General features: G+C 67.0%; 12 protein-coding genes. 3 read left to right on the top strand and 9 right to left on the bottom strand.

Going from position 1 to position 13,411, the window contains the following annotated elements; translation table 11 throughout:
• Positions 1-80: 80 nt before the first annotated feature.
• The 6 genes from QMF22_RS01750 to QMF22_RS01725 are packed head-to-tail and all read right to left on the bottom strand — an operon-like array spanning position 81 to position 6,516.
• Complete coding sequence (locus QMF22_RS01750) at positions 81-1,151, bottom strand: Gfo/Idh/MocA family protein (protein ID WP_283449747.1); 1,071 nt, start codon at positions 1,149-1,151, stop codon at positions 81-83.
• A complete protein-coding gene (locus tag QMF22_RS01745; protein ID WP_283449745.1) occupies positions 1,148-2,122 on the bottom strand; it encodes a Gfo/Idh/MocA family protein in 975 nt (324 codons plus the stop codon). Before QMF22_RS01745 ends, QMF22_RS01750 begins: the two co-directional genes overlap by 4 nt.
• Positions 2,123-2,152: 30 nt before the next feature.
• Positions 2,153-2,995 carry a carbohydrate ABC transporter permease gene (locus QMF22_RS01740; RefSeq protein ID WP_283449743.1) on the bottom strand — a complete coding sequence of 281 codons (843 nt, stop codon included), beginning with the start codon at positions 2,993-2,995 and terminating at the stop codon, positions 2,153-2,155.
• Positions 2,988-3,947, bottom strand: coding sequence for a carbohydrate ABC transporter permease (locus QMF22_RS01735; RefSeq protein ID WP_283449740.1), 960 nt, complete (start codon positions 3,945-3,947; stop codon positions 2,988-2,990). The genes QMF22_RS01740 and QMF22_RS01735 overlap by 8 nt, the downstream gene beginning before the upstream one ends.
• Entirely contained in the window at positions 3,944-5,221 is a 1,278-nt protein-coding gene (locus QMF22_RS01730) for an ABC transporter substrate-binding protein (protein ID WP_283449738.1), read from the bottom strand. Before QMF22_RS01730 ends, QMF22_RS01735 begins: the two co-directional genes overlap by 4 nt.
• On the bottom strand, positions 5,218-6,516 hold the full coding sequence (locus QMF22_RS01725; RefSeq protein ID WP_283449736.1) for an ROK family transcriptional regulator: 1,299 nt from the start codon (positions 6,514-6,516) through the stop codon (positions 5,218-5,220). The genes QMF22_RS01730 and QMF22_RS01725 overlap by 4 nt, the downstream gene beginning before the upstream one ends.
• A gap of 175 nt (positions 6,517-6,691) precedes the next feature.
• Here QMF22_RS01725 and QMF22_RS01720 point away from each other — a divergent pair, with 175 nt between their 5' ends.
• From QMF22_RS01720 to QMF22_RS01710, 3 genes are all read left to right on the top strand, one after another.
• Complete coding sequence (locus QMF22_RS01720) at positions 6,692-7,636, top strand: ROK family protein (RefSeq protein WP_283449734.1); 945 nt, start codon at positions 6,692-6,694, stop codon at positions 7,634-7,636.
• Complete coding sequence (locus QMF22_RS01715; RefSeq protein ID WP_283449732.1) at positions 7,633-8,418, top strand: DeoR/GlpR family DNA-binding transcription regulator; 786 nt, start codon at positions 7,633-7,635, stop codon at positions 8,416-8,418. The genes QMF22_RS01720 and QMF22_RS01715 overlap by 4 nt, the downstream gene beginning before the upstream one ends.
• 70 nt (positions 8,419-8,488) lie before the next feature.
• Positions 8,489-9,808, top strand: a complete 1,320-nt coding sequence (locus tag QMF22_RS01710) for an N-acetylglucosamine-6-phosphate deacetylase (RefSeq protein WP_283449730.1) — start codon at positions 8,489-8,491, stop codon at positions 9,806-9,808.
• Positions 9,809-9,902: 94 nt separating this feature from the next.
• Here QMF22_RS01710 and QMF22_RS01705 read toward each other — a convergent pair whose 3' ends face one another.
• From QMF22_RS01705 to QMF22_RS01695, 3 genes are all read right to left on the bottom strand, one after another.
• Positions 9,903-10,688, bottom strand: a complete 786-nt coding sequence (locus tag QMF22_RS01705; RefSeq protein ID WP_283449728.1) for a glucosamine-6-phosphate deaminase — start codon at positions 10,686-10,688, stop codon at positions 9,903-9,905.
• A 59-nt stretch (positions 10,689-10,747) separates the two neighbouring features.
• Positions 10,748-11,800, bottom strand: coding sequence for a YeiH family protein (locus QMF22_RS01700; RefSeq protein ID WP_283449725.1), 1,053 nt, complete (start codon positions 11,798-11,800; stop codon positions 10,748-10,750).
• Between the two features lie 125 nt (positions 11,801-11,925).
• On the bottom strand, positions 11,926-13,236 hold the full coding sequence (locus tag QMF22_RS01695) for a UDP-glucose dehydrogenase family protein (RefSeq protein ID WP_283449723.1): 1,311 nt from the start codon (positions 13,234-13,236) through the stop codon (positions 11,926-11,928).
• Positions 13,237-13,411: the final 175 nt, after the last annotated feature.

Raw genomic sequence — 13,411 nt, 5'->3', positions numbered from 1 at the left:
ACCTGTTCGGCCCGACTTTCGGGCACGCCCTGCGATTATGACGCAAGCTCAGCTATCGAGGCAAACCCGTCGGCCGAGTTTTACCTGATCGACACAACCTCGCCGGTGCGCGCCGACTCCTGCGCGGCAAGCACGATTTTCAGCGAGCGGATGCCCGCGGCCCCGTCGGGCTGCCTCGCCCGCCCCGCACGCACGGCGTGCACAAACTCGTTCAGAAGTAGCGCATCAGTGTTCGTGCCGTAGGCCAGAAATACGGCGCCATCGGGTGTTGTGCCGCCCACGTGCTGGGCGAATGGATCGATGTCAGCGATGCCGAGCGTGCCGACGACCTGCAGGGTCAGTCCACCCCAGGTCGGTGCGTTGTCGGGCTGGCTCCAGGAGCAGTCGATCGTGGCGACGAAGCCGCCAGCGTAACCGATCGTCACCAGTCCCCCGGTTTCGGCGCGCACCTCGGGCTTGTCGGCGTGCAGTATGCGGTTGGCCACGGCCCGCACCGTCACCGGAACGAGGCCGGTGAGGGCGTCGAGCAAATCGGCGACGTGCACGATGTGATCGACCATGGCACCGCCGCCGGAGAGCTCGGGGTCGGTGAACCAGGCCCGGTCCCCGACCGGTATCTGCCCGTTGTTGGTACCGGTCGCCGCGAGCAGCGTGCCCAGCCCGCCGGTTCCGGCGAGTTCGCGCAGCCGGGCGAACGCGGGCGAGAACCGCACCGGGTAGGCGGTCATCAGCGTGACGTCGGCAGCATCGCAGGCGGCCTGCATCGCAAGGGCATCCTCGAGCGTCGTCGCGAGCGGTTTCTCGCAGAGCACGGCCGCGCCTGCCCGGGCGGCCGCTTCGACCAGGGGGCGGTGCCGGGCGTTCTCGCTCGTCACGATGACGGCGTCGGGCTGCCAGGCCAGCAGCTCGGCGTAGCTGTCGACGTAGCTCACGCCGAGGTCGTCGGCGAGGTCCTGGCCGCGCCGTTCGCCCGGCTCATTGCCGCCGTCGGGGTCGGAGGCGCGCAGCTCGATGTTCGGCATTGTCTGGAGCAGCCGGGCATACCCGGCGGCGTGCACGTGGGCGAACGACATCAGGGCCACCCGCAGCGGGCGGATCCCCGGCTCAGACAGCGGATGCGGCGGCGCACCGGGCGTCGACGCGGCGCTCATGCCGGTACCGCCTGGCTCGCGACCCGCACGCTCCGCCCTGAGGCGATGGACTCGTTTGCGGCCGCTGCAAGCTCGACCGCGCGCGTGGCGTCGTCGAGGTTGACCCGCGGGGCAGCCCCGCCCAGGGTCGCCGCGGCGAACTCCCGCAGTTCGGTCAGGTACGGGCTTTCACCGAACGAGGTGTCAGGACGCATGGAGTGGCCGCCGGATGCCGGCGATCCGAGGTCGAAGCGGAGCGAGGCATCCGTTCGGGAATCGTGTTTCAGCACCCCGCTCGAACCGGCGATGGAGAACGATGTGGCGAAGGTGGTTCCGGGCGCGCCCCAGACGCCGGTGACATAGCTGAGCGCGCCGCGCTCGTGGGTGAGCACGACCTGCGCGGTCTCGCATCCGTCTGCCGAATTTTTGACGGCGTAGACCTCGGTGACCTCGCCGGCGATCCAGCGGGCAATGTCGAGGTCGTGGATCATCTGGTCCAGCACGATTCCGCCGGACTGGGCCTCGTCAGCGAACCACCCGGCCCAGCTGGGGAACTCGCCGATGCGGCTGAACCGAAGGATGGCCGGCTCGCCGATTTGTCCGGCAGCGACCGCGCTCTGAGCGAGGGAGTACTCGGCGAAGTAGCGCACGACGTGGGCGGGGTGCAGCTGTTTGCCGACGAAGGCGGCGAGCTCGGCGAGGGCGTCGGCATCCGTTGTGTTGAGCGTTATGGGCTTTTCGCAGATGACGTGTTTGCCGGCGCGCAGGGCACGTTCGACGAGGCGATAGTGCGTCGGGGTGGGCGTGCAGATGTCGACGACGTCGCAGGCCCCGAGTAGGTCATCGAGCGAGTCGGCGACCGCGATGCCGTACTGGGCCGCGGACTCGGCTGCGCCCTCGAGCGAGAAGACGGTGACGTTCGCGCCGAGGGCGAGCCAGGCCGGAATGTGCACGTGGGTGATGCCGCCGGCGCCGATGAGGCCAATGTTCATGACAATTCCTGACAGGTATATAGAGGTGCGCTACTTCGAGCCGCTGAAGGCGAGGCCCTCGACGACGCGACGCTGCAGAATGATGAACAGGATGAGCACGGGCGCCATCGCGAGCACACTCGCTGCCATCATGACCGGGTAGTCGGTCGTGATACTGCCGGCTAGGGTGGCGAGGCCGGCCGAGACCGGCATTTTCTCGGCGTAGGTGGTGACGACGAGCGGCCAGAGCAGGTCGTTCCACGACCACAGGGTCGTGATAATGACGAGGGCGCTGATTCCCGGTGTGGCGAGCGGAAGCATGATCTTGTAGAAGATCTGGAACGGGTTGGCGCCATCGAGGCGGGCCGCTTCTTCGAGTTCGAGTGGCAGGCCCAGAAAGATCTGCCGCATCAGGAAGACGCCGAAAGCGCTGAAGATACCGGGCAGGGCGATACCGATGAAGGTGTTCAGCAGGCCCAAATTCTGGATGATCTGGAACTGCGGAATGAGGTACACCTGCGGCGGCACCATCAGAATCGAGAGGATGACGGCGAGAAAGACTCCGCGACCGCGGAAGCGCATGCGCGCGAAGGCATATCCGGCCATGGAGCAGAGCACAACCTGGCCGATCACCCGGATGACGGTGATGCCGACCGAGACGCCGAACTGGTCGAAGAACGGCAACTTGGTGAACACGTCGACGAAGTTGCCCCACTGCAGGTCGCCCGGCCAGAAAGTGGGCGGGACGCTCATCACCTGGTCGTTGGTGGACAGCGAAATGACGAGCTGCCAGATGAACGGGAACACCATCACGAAACCGATGATGCCGAGCACGAGGTGGGTGCGAACGCTGTTCGCGCCCTGCTGGGCCGGGGAAAGGGATTCTTTAGACATAGTTCACCCACTTTTTCTGCATGCGGAACTGGAAGAAGGTGACGATGCCGATCACGACGAGAATGAGCATACCTATCGCGGCGGCATAGCCCTTGTCGTTCTGGATGAACGCCTGGTTGTAGAAGATGTAGACGAGCGACTGGCTTTGCACCAGGGCCGGGTTGTACTGGCCCATGATCGCGTAGAGCAGGTCGAACAGCTGGAACCCGTTGATCACCGAGATGATCGTGACGAAGAACAGGCTCGGCGTCACGAGCGGCACCGTGATCGCGGTGAACTGCTTCCATTTGGTGGCGCCGTCGAGCTGCGCCGCCTCGTAATACTCGGGCGAGATGTTCTTCAACGCGGCGCCGAGAATGATGATGCCGAACCCGAGTGAGGCCCACATGCCGACGATGCCGACCGAGACGATCGCGAAGCCGGGCGTCGAGGTCCAGTAGGGTCCGTCGATGCCGACCAGGGAGAGCAGCCAGTTCAGGATGCCGAAATCGCCGTTGTAGATCATGCGCCAGACCAGGGCGACCGCGGTGGGCATCGCGATGTACGGCATGAAGAACAGCACCCGGTAGAACGAGGCGAACTTGAGGCCGGGCTGGTTGACCAGGTTCGCCATGAGCAGCGCGATCGGAATACCGGCCAGCACGATGACCGTATAGACCAGCGTGTTGATCAGGGCCTGGCCAACGTTTCCGTCGGCCAGCATGGTCTGGTAGTTGTCGAGTCCGATGAACTCTTCGCCGCCGAACGGCCCGGTCTCGGTGAAGCTCAGGTAGCCGGTCTGAATGATCGGCCAGATGTAGAAGCCGAGCACCCCGAGCAGCGTGGGAAGTACGAACAGCCACGGCCAGTAGCCGTCGAAGTTCTTCTGCTTTTTCTTGGGTGCAGGGCGCACCGGGGGCACTGCGGCGGGAGCACGGCTCTCTTCGGTCGTGCTCCCGGTGCGAAGGGTCATTCTGCGGCCAGCGCCTCGTTCATTCGAGTGGCAAGCTCGTCGGCGACGTCTTCGACGGTGCGCGCACCGGAGAAGGCCTGCGGCAGCAGTTCATTCTCAATGGAGGTCCAGGCTGCAGTGTCCTTCGAGACCGGGAACGGGTAGGCGTAGTTGTCGGCTTCGTCGATGAAAACCTGCAGGTCAAAGTGGTCGACCGAGTCGAGGAAGGCCTGTCCGGCGCCGATGAAGGCGGGGTTGGCCGCCCCCATTTCAGCCTGCAGGGTCTGCGCCTCTTCGCTGCCGAGGTAGGCCTGGAACGCCTGCGCTGCGCCCTTGTTCGCGCTGTTCGCCGAGACGACGTTGGCGAGGCCGTGGATGACGGTGGCCTGCTTCTCGTCCTGCGGCAGTGGGGCCACGTTGAGGTCGAGGGTGTTGCTCGCGGCGGCCAGTTCAGCGACGCTCCAGGTACCCGACCAGAAGAACGCCGTCTTGCTGCTGGTGAACCACGCGTTGTGCGGGGTGTCGGAGAGCTGCTGCAGGTTCGGGCTCGACCCGTCCGCGATGAGGTCGGCCCAGAACTGCAGGCCCCTGATCGTTTTCGGATCGTCATACCCGCTGGTCGTGCCGTCGTCAGAGAGGATGCTGCCGCCCGCCTGCAGAATCGTGTTGTAGTAACCCTCCTGGCCGCCGGTCAGGCCGGTGGCGACGCCGTAGATGCCCTGATCGGCGAGGTTGTCGCTCACGGTCTTGGCGGCGGTGTGGAAGTCGTCCCAGGTCCAGGTGTCATCTGGGGTGGCGACGCCGGCTTCGGTGAGGATGGCCTGGTTGTACCAGAGGGCGACGGTATCGAAGTCCTTCGGCATGCCGTACTGCACATCGTCGTAGGAGTAGAGGTCGTTGAGTACCTCCACATAATTGGCCGGGTCGACCGAACCATCATCGATGACGTTGGTCATCGGCTCGAGCTGGTCGTTCGCGGCGTAAAGCTGAAAGTTGGGGCCGTTCATCCAGAACACGTCGGGCAGGGTGTCCCCCGACGCCTGCGTCTGCAGCTTGGTGAAGTATTGCGCCCACGGGGTGATGTCGATCTTCACCTCGATGTTCGGGTAGATCTCGTTGAACGCGGCGATATTGGCTTCGAGCGCCGGAACCTGGTTTTCGTCCCAGATGGCGTAGCTGATCGAGGCCGCTGAGTCTGCGGTGACTGCCTCGTCGGATGCTGCCGGTGCGGAACACGAGGTCAGCGCGAGCGCGGCGACGAGCGCGAGAGGCGCCAGCCTGGTGAGTTTTCTCATGGGGTTCCCCTGTTGCGTGGTGGACGAACGATGGATTGAGTGTCGGCGAAGGCCGTGAGGAGTGCGCCGAAGGAAGTAACTCCAATCGGGAAGTCGCCGGCCAGGTCGGCTGCCACCGCGTCGTGGCTTGCCGGCGGTCTCGGCACGACGAGACGCGGTACGGCGATGTCGCTCGAGCCGTACAGCCGTTCCGACACGAGTTCGAGGGAGCGCACGAGGCTACCGACCGCGACGCCGTTGCGGCCGAGGGTCGACGAGACGAGCGGCGGCTGCGTGCTGCGGGTGACCAGCTGCCCCAGCTCGCCGTGCAGCGCTCCGAGCAACACCGGCCCGGAGGCGGAAAGCCCGCCGCCGATTACGATGAGGTCGGGGTCGACGGTGAGGCCGACCACGGCGATTCCGCGAATGATGCGGTTCGCGAACCGGGTGACCATGGCGAGGGCGTCGACGTCGCCCGCGTCGGCGGCAGCGAAGACGTCTTCGGGGCTGCGCCCGAGGAACGCATCGAGAACGCTCGTCTCGTGCACGTCCCGATAACCCCAGCCCGTCGACTCGAGATCGCCCACCTCGCCCGCAGCGAAGTTACGCCCCCGATGCAGGATTCCGCCGAGAATGATGGCGGCGCTGATTCGATGGCCGACCATGATGAAAACGACATCATCGGCGTTCTGGGCGGCGCCGGCGTGCACTTCGCCGAGGGCGGCCAGGTTGACGTCGTTCTCGATGGTGACGGGGCAGCCGAGAGAGTCACCCAGCGCCTGGGCGAGGTCGTGGTCGTTCCACTCGGGCAGCACATTGCTCTGCAGAACGCGGCCGGAGGCATCCACTATTCCGGAGATTCCCACCGTGACGGCAGTGAGCCGGCTGGCATCCAGCTGACCGAGTGCGCGCCCCAGGGTCGCAGCGGCGAGGGTGAGGAGTTCGGCGCCGGTGATCGTTTCTTCGATGTCGTGCAGCGCTGCGGCGACGACGGTGCCGGCCAGGTCGCTCACCAGCACGGTGACCCGGTGCAGGCCCAGGTCAATGCCGGCGACGTAGCCCGCAGTGGCGTTGAACACCACGCGACGAGCCGGGCGGCCCTTCACGCTCGGTCCGGCCCCTGGTTCGTGGCTGACCAGGCCTTGGGTTTCGAGATCGGCGACGATTGATTCGACGGTTGGGCGGGACAGTCCGGTGATACGGGCGAGCTCGCTCACCGTGAGCACGCGCTGGTCGCGGAGCGCGCCGATGCAGGTTGCGGAATTGCGCTGGCGAAAGGCGAGCATCTCGCGTTCGTGGTGTCCGGGCAGGGCCATAGCGATTCCTTCCTCACTCCGTAGTGAGCATTTATGCAAGTCGTTTACATAAATGCGAGTGGTTTCACCCTAGGCGCGGCCGCGCGCCGTTGTCAACAATCCGTCGAGTTTCTGCGACCGGTAAGGTGATTGTTCAGACCCACTTTCGATCATTACCAATCAGTCTCGGACCCTCATGCCGCTCCCGTCATCGCTTCCGCCCGGCGCCCCGGTGTTCGCTTTCGACATCGGCGGCACCGACATCAAGGCCGCCCTCATCGATGACACCGGGCGCCTGGTCGGATTGCGCCGGAAATCGACGATTGTCTCGAACGACGGCACAGCGGATGCCGTGCTCGGCCAGGTGCAGCAGCTCGCCGCATCACTGACCCGCGACTTTCCCGGCGTCACGCCGCAGGCCGTCGGCCTGATCGCCCCCGGCATCATCGACGACGCCGAGGGCATCGTGCACCGTGCGGTCAACCTGAACTGGACCGAGGTTGCGGTTCGGCAACTCGCCGGCGCCGCCCTGGGCCTGCCCGCCACGTTCTCGCACGACGCCCGGGCCGCCGGCGCTGCCGAATTCGAACTCGGCGCCGCCCGCGGCTACGACGATGTCGTCGTGATCGTGATCGGTACCGGCTTGTCTTGCTCGCTCTTTCTCGGCGGCCGCCCGCACAGCGCCGGTGGCTTCGCCGGCGAGCTCGGGCACTCGATCGTCGATCCCGTCGGGTTGCCCTGTGCCTGCGGCGCGAGCGGATGCCTCGAAACACTCGCCTCCGCCGGCGCCATTGCCCGCCGCTACGGACTCGCGACCGGCACTCCCCCGGCCGGAGCGCGGGCCGTGCTCGCATTCGCCGAGGCCGGCGACCCGATCGCCCGGCGGGTCTGGAAAGATGCCCTCGACGCCCTCGCCCTGACCATCTGCCAACTCGCCGCCGTACTCGCGCCCGAAACCATCATGATCGGTGGTGGCCTCGCCCAGGCGGGGCCGGCCCTGTTCGAGCCGCTTCGGCAACGGGTGGCGGCGCGACTGAGTTTTCACCGGCATCCGCTGCTGGTACCGGCCGTGCTCGGCGAGAACGCCGGCCTGCTCGGCGCGGCCCTGAAGGCCCGGGCGCTACTGAAGGAGACCGCATGAACCGCGCCGAACGACTCGCCGCCGTGCTCGACCTGCTGGCGGATTCGGGGCAGGTGGAGGTCGACGACATCATCACCAGGCTCGGCGTATCGGCCGCGACAGTGCGCCGCGACCTCGACACTCTGGCCGAGCAGCAGTTGCTCACGCGCACCCGCGGCGGGGCTATCGGGCAATCCGTTGCCTACGACCTGCCCGCGCGGTACAAACAGGAGCGGCACGCGCCCGAGAAACTGCAGATCGCCCGGGCGGCGAGCGCCCTGGTAGTGCGCGGCGACGTGGTCGGACTCTGCGGCGGCACCACGAGCACGGCCATCGCCGGAGTGCTCAGCTCGCGCGCCGATATCGCGCAGGCGAGTCCGCACGCGAACCTCACGGTGGTCACCAACGCGATCAACATCGCCGCGCAGCTCGCGATGCGACCGCAGATCAAGACCGTGGTCACCGGCGGCGTGGTGCACGCGCGTTCCTACGAACTCGTCGGCGCCTACGCCGAATCGGTGCTGTCGCAGGTGCGGCTCGATCTGGCCTTCATCGGGGTCAACGGAATCGACCCGGTCCTGGGGGCCACCGTGAACGACGAGCGCGAAGCCGCCGTCAACACCCTCATGGCCGGACGAGCGTTGAAGGCGGTGCTCGTGGCGGATTCGAGCAAGATTGGCCGGGTTGCCTTCGCCTCGCTCGGCGCGCTCGCCCAGTTCGGCGCGCTCATCACCGACTCCGGCATCTCGGCGGAACAACTGTCGGCGTTCGGCGAGGCGGGGCTCGAGGTGATCGTCGCATGATTGTGCTCTGTGCGCCGGCGTCCGGCCGACTGGCCAGGGACGGCTTTCTCTTCGGCACGCGGGTGTCGTCGTGAACGCCACCAGGATCATCCACTCAGCGCGGCTCGTGTCGGGTGGAACGGTCACCTCCGATGCGTGGGTCGCGTTCACCGGCGACACCGTGTCGGCGGTGGGGACGGGCAACGGGTGGCATCGACTCGCCGGTGCGGACTCGGAGGCAGGCTCAGGCTTGAGCTTGAAACCCGGCCCCACGACCGGCTCGGGGTGGGACTCGGCGGCCGGCGGGGCCGCATCCGCTGAGAACATCGTCGATGCCCGCAGCCGCTGGCTGACGCCAGGCTTCATCGATATTCACTGCCACGGGGCGGGCGGAGCCGCGTTCGATGACGGCGCCACCGGTATTCGCACGGCCCTCGCCGTGCACCGCGCGCACGGCACGACCCGATCGGTGCTCTCGCTGGTGACCGCGAGCCTTCCCGACCTCGAAACTCGGCTGGAAACCATCGCTTTGGCGGCCTCGGACAACCCGCTCATTCTCGGTGCGCACCTCGAGGGCCCCTTTCTCGATCACGCCTTTCGCGGCGCGCACGATCCGGCACTGCTGCGTGAAGCGGATGCCGCCGCCACCGATCGCCTGCTCCTCGCCTCCCGCGGGTACCTGCGCCAGATCACGCTAGCGCCCGAACTGCCCGGCGGGCTGGACGCGATCGCGCGCTTCGTTTCCGCGGGGGTAGTCGTCGCGGTCGGACACAGCGCCGCCGACTACGCCATGGCCTCCGCCGCCTTCGATGCCGGTGCGTCGGTGCTCACACACGCGTTCAATGCGATGAACGGCATCCATCACCGGGCGCCGGGCCCGGTCGTCGCCGCGATGCGGTCGGGCGGGGTCACGCTCGAGGTCATCAACGACGGGGTCCACGTGCATCCGGAGGTGGTGCGGCTCGCGTTCGCCGGCGCTCCCGGGCGGATAGCGCTCGTCACCGACGCGATGGCTGCCACCGGCTTCGGCGACGGGTCGTTCCGGTTGGGGACGCTCCTGGTCACGGTCACAGACGGGGTCGCGCGGCTGGTCGGGGCAGAGGGAACGCGCTCGGCAGTAGGACCGGGCAGCAGCAGCGTGGGCGGCGATCCTGCTGACGCGGGCGCAGCATCCGCTCTCGGAGCGATCGCAGGGTCGACGCTCACGCTCGATGAGGCGCTACGGCGTGCGGTTCAGGTCGTCGGACTGCCGATCGCCGAGGCGGTGACCGCTCTAACCGAGACACCAGCCCGCGCCATCGGCCGCGCGCACGATCTGGGGCTGCTTGCGCCCGGATTCGCCGCCGACGCGGTGCTGCTGGGCGACGATTTCACGGTCGAGGCCGTGTTCGCGGCCGGGCAGCGGCTGTAGAGCGCCGCCTGGCCGTGCGCAATGCCGGTAAATTTCGCGACACGCCGGGATTTCAACGTGACCGGCATAACGTACGAGCGAATGCTCGTACGGCTCAGATTCCCTGCCAGACCGGCTTGTTCGCCCAGATGTAGCGGTAATAGTCGAGGTTGGAGAGTTCTGCGGCGGCGGGTTCGTCAAGAACGACGGTCACGTGCTCGTGCAGTTGGATGGCCGAGCCGGGCTGGCTCGCGGTGACCGGGCCCTCGACGGCGGCGTGTATCGCGGCGGCCTTCTCGGCACCGAACGCGAGCAGTACCAGGTGACGGGCTCGCCGAATGGTGCCGAGCCCCTGTGTGATGCAATGCATGGGCACGTCGTCGGGCGAGGCGAAGAACCGCGCGTTGTCGGCACGCGATTTGGGGGCCAGCGTCTTGACGCGCGTGAGCGAGGCGAACGAGGATCCGGGCTCGTTGAATCCGAGGTGGCCCGTGCGTCCGATGCCGAGAATCTGCAGGTCGACGCCCCCAGCGGCCTCCAGCGCGCGCTCGTAGTCGGAGCCGGCGTGCTCGAGACTCGTGGTGTCGCCATTCGGCACATAAATATTGGCCGGCGTCAGCCCGAGGGGCCGCACGACGTCGCGGGTGATCACGGTGCGGTAGCTTTCGGAGTGCCCGGCGGGCAGGCCGACATATTCGTCGAGCGCGAATCCGCGCACCCGCGACACGTCCATCGGATCCTTTCGCAACGATTGGGCCAGCGCCGCATAGACCGGCAGCGGTGTCGAGCCGGTCGCGAGCCCGAGGACGGTGTCGGCCTTCGCCTCGATCAGGCGTCGAATCGTTGACGCCACCAACTCGCCGCCAGCCCGCTTGTTCTCAACAACGACGATTTCAGCCATGCGGGCGCTCCTCATATGATTGTTTCTGACTCTAAAGTATCAGAGACAATCATTATGAGTCAGGAAAGTTGCACGGCTCCGAAGGCAAGAGCAGCGATGAGCGCCCAGGACAGCAGGCCAACGGCGAGCGCCCGACCTCCGGTGCGCATCAGCGTGCCGAGGTTGACGGCCGTGCCAAGAGCGAAGAGCGCCATTGCTAGAAAGGCAGTCTGAAGCAGATCACCGGCCTCGAGCAGCGCCTCCGGCAGGGGAACCAGGGTGCGCAGCAGCATGGCACAGATGAACCCCGCGACGAAGAGCGGAAGGATCGGCGGCCGCTTCGACCGGGCGCGCCGGGCGGCTGCGTCGGTGACAGTCGGGGCGTCGGCGGCAGGCGGACCAACGGGAGCGACAGCATCCGCCTCGAAAGTGGCAAGCCGATGGCGCCGGGCGATGGACGCGACGGCCACGACCGGGGCGAGCATGAGCACGCGAGTGAGTTTGACGACGAGAGCCACGGCGAGCGCGCCCGAGCCGGCGATTTGCGCTGTCGCGACGACCTGGCCGACGTCGTGCACGCCGGCACCGACCCAGTGTCCGAATTGCAGAGTGCTCAATCCGAGCGGATGCCACAGCAGCGGCAACACGGCGATCGCGAGGGTTCCACACAGGGTCACCAGGGCGATCGGGGTGGCGGTCTCTTCATCTTTGGCCTTGACGACGCCGCTCATGGCGCCGATGGCGGAAGCGCCGCAGATGCTGAATCCGGTGGCGATGAGCAGAGGTTGATGCCCTGGCAGGCCGAACCAGCGGCCGAGACCGAGGGTACCGGCGAAGGTCACGAGCACGATCGCGACGGTAGAGACGATGGTCGCCCAACCGAGAGCGGCGATGTCGACGAGGCTGAGCTTGAGTCCCAGGAGCACGATTCCCAGCTGCATGAAGGGTTTGGCGGCGACCGACAGCCCGGGCGCGAGGGCACCGGCGAGCATCGGACGCGCGTCCGGGATCTGTCCGACGACGATTCCAAGCACGACGGCCATGGTCAGCAGCGGGATCTCGGGGACGACGATGTGCGCGCCCCAGGCAGCGAGGGCGGCGAGGGCCGCCACGAGTACTCCTCGAAGCCACATTCTTCCGAGTCTAGGCCCGAGTGCGTTTGCGGACTGGGCCCGGGCCCCGTCCACGGGCCCAGTTTACAAACTGGGCCCGTGTTCAGAGGGTGGGCCCGGTTTCCGTGCCCGGGCCCCAGAGAGGGCTAGGGGCGACCGAGCCCGTGGTAGGTCCAGCCGGCCGCACGCCAGACGGCCGGGTCGAGGGCATTGCGACCGTCGATCACGGTCTTCGTCTTCACGAGGGCACCAGCCCAGACCGGGTCGAGATGGCGAAACTCGGGCCACTCCGTGACGAGCACGACGGCATCCGCTCCCCGCAGGGTGTCCTCGAGAGACTCCGAATATTCAAGTTGCGGATGCCGCGCCCGCGAGTTCTCGATGGCCTGCGGGTCGGTCGCCACCACGTCGGCACCCAGGCCGCGCAACTGCACGGCCACGTCGAGCGCCGGCGAGTCACGCACGTCGTCGGAGTGCGGCTTGAAGCTGAGGCCGAGCACCCCGACCTTGGCGTTGTAGACGCCGTCGCCAAGCGCCCCGACGGTGAGGTCGACGACGCGTTGGCGGCGACGCAGGTTGATCTTGTCGATCTCCTTGAGGAAGGCAACGGATTCGCCGCGCCCCAGCTCTTCCGCGCGCGCGGTGAAGGCACGGATGTCTTTGGGCAGGCATCCGCCGCCGAAACCGACGCCGGCACCCAGGAAGCGGCGGCCGATACGGCCGTCGTAACCGATGGCATCCGCCAGCTGGGTGACGTCGGCACCGGTGACCTCGGCGATCTCGGCCATGGCATTGATGAAGCTGATCTTGGTAGCGAGGAACGCGTTCGCGGCGACCTTGACCAGTTCGGCCGTGGCGTAGTCGGTGATGACCAGGGGGGTGTCGGCGGCGAGCGCTGTGGCGTAGATCTCGTTGAGCAACGCGGTGGCATGCTCGCCTTTATCGCCCGGAGCAACGCCGTAGACCAGGCGGTCGGGGCTGATGGTGTCCTGCACGGCGAATCCCTCGCGCAGAAACTCGGGGTTCCAGGCCAGGGAGGCACCGCTGCCGGCCTCGATGAGCCCGGCCAGGCGCGCGGCGGTTCCGACGGGAACGGTGCTCTTGCCCACGACGAGGTCGCCGTCGGCAAGATGCGGAATGAGCGATTCGATCGACGCATCGACGTAGCGCAGGTCGGCGCTGTAGCTGCCGGGCTTTTGCGGGGTTCCGACGGCGATGAAATGTACCTGCGAGCCGGCGGCATCCGCTATGTCGGTGCTGAAGCGCAGGCGACCGCTGTTCATGGCGGACGTGAGCACCTCGGGCAGGCCGGGTTCAAAGAAGGGGGGCTTGCCGATGGCAAGTTGGGCGATCTTGGCAGCGTCGACATCGATACCGATGACCTCGTGCCCCAGCTCGGCCATGGCCGACGCGTGCACGGCGCCCAGGTAGCCGCATCCAATGACAGAAATTCTCATTTATTCCTCTCGGTCATCCCAGAGCCTAGTGGGCCAGGCCGGTCCCCCCAATTCGGGCAGGTTAACAAGCGGATGCCCGCCCGATACGCGGGCGCGCCGTCCCGGCTCCCGGGCCCTGACCGTGTTCGCCGCGCCCGTTATCGCTCGGCGTGCCAGATATAGCGGGCGCGGCCAC

This window comes from Cryobacterium sp. PH31-L1 (assembly GCF_030063145.1).
Lineage (GTDB): Bacteria > Actinomycetota > Actinomycetes > Actinomycetales > Microbacteriaceae > Cryobacterium.
This window is presented reverse-complemented; position numbering and strand designations above follow the sequence as displayed.

What these genes read in the sequence shown, in the direction of transcription:
- QMF22_RS01735 (WP_283449740.1), bottom strand. Translation starts at nt 3,947, where the DNA reads ATGACCCTTCGCACCGGGAGCACGACCGAAGAGAGCCGTGCTCCCGCC.
- QMF22_RS01700 (WP_283449725.1), bottom strand. Translation starts at nt 11,800, where the DNA reads ATGTGGCTTCGAGGAGTACTCGTGGCGGCCCTCGCCGCCCTCGCTGCC.
- QMF22_RS01715 (WP_283449732.1), top strand. Translation starts at nt 7,633, where the DNA reads ATGAACCGCGCCGAACGACTCGCCGCCGTGCTCGACCTGCTGGCGGAT.
- QMF22_RS01740 (WP_283449743.1), bottom strand. Translation starts at nt 2,995, where the DNA reads ATGTCTAAAGAATCCCTTTCCCCGGCCCAGCAGGGCGCGAACAGCGTT.
- QMF22_RS01730 (WP_283449738.1), bottom strand. Translation starts at nt 5,221, where the DNA reads ATGAGAAAACTCACCAGGCTGGCGCCTCTCGCGCTCGTCGCCGCGCTC.
- QMF22_RS01720 (WP_283449734.1), top strand. Translation starts at nt 6,692, where the DNA reads ATGCCGCTCCCGTCATCGCTTCCGCCCGGCGCCCCGGTGTTCGCTTTC.
- QMF22_RS01750 (WP_283449747.1), bottom strand. Translation starts at nt 1,151, where the DNA reads ATGAGCGCCGCGTCGACGCCCGGTGCGCCGCCGCATCCGCTGTCTGAG.
- QMF22_RS01695 (WP_283449723.1), bottom strand. Translation starts at nt 13,236, where the DNA reads ATGAGAATTTCTGTCATTGGATGCGGCTACCTGGGCGCCGTGCACGCG.
- QMF22_RS01705 (WP_283449728.1), bottom strand. Translation starts at nt 10,688, where the DNA reads ATGGCTGAAATCGTCGTTGTTGAGAACAAGCGGGCTGGCGGCGAGTTG.
- QMF22_RS01745 (WP_283449745.1), bottom strand. Translation starts at nt 2,122, where the DNA reads ATGAACATTGGCCTCATCGGCGCCGGCGGCATCACCCACGTGCACATT.
- QMF22_RS01725 (WP_283449736.1), bottom strand. Translation starts at nt 6,516, where the DNA reads ATGGCCCTGCCCGGACACCACGAACGCGAGATGCTCGCCTTTCGCCAG.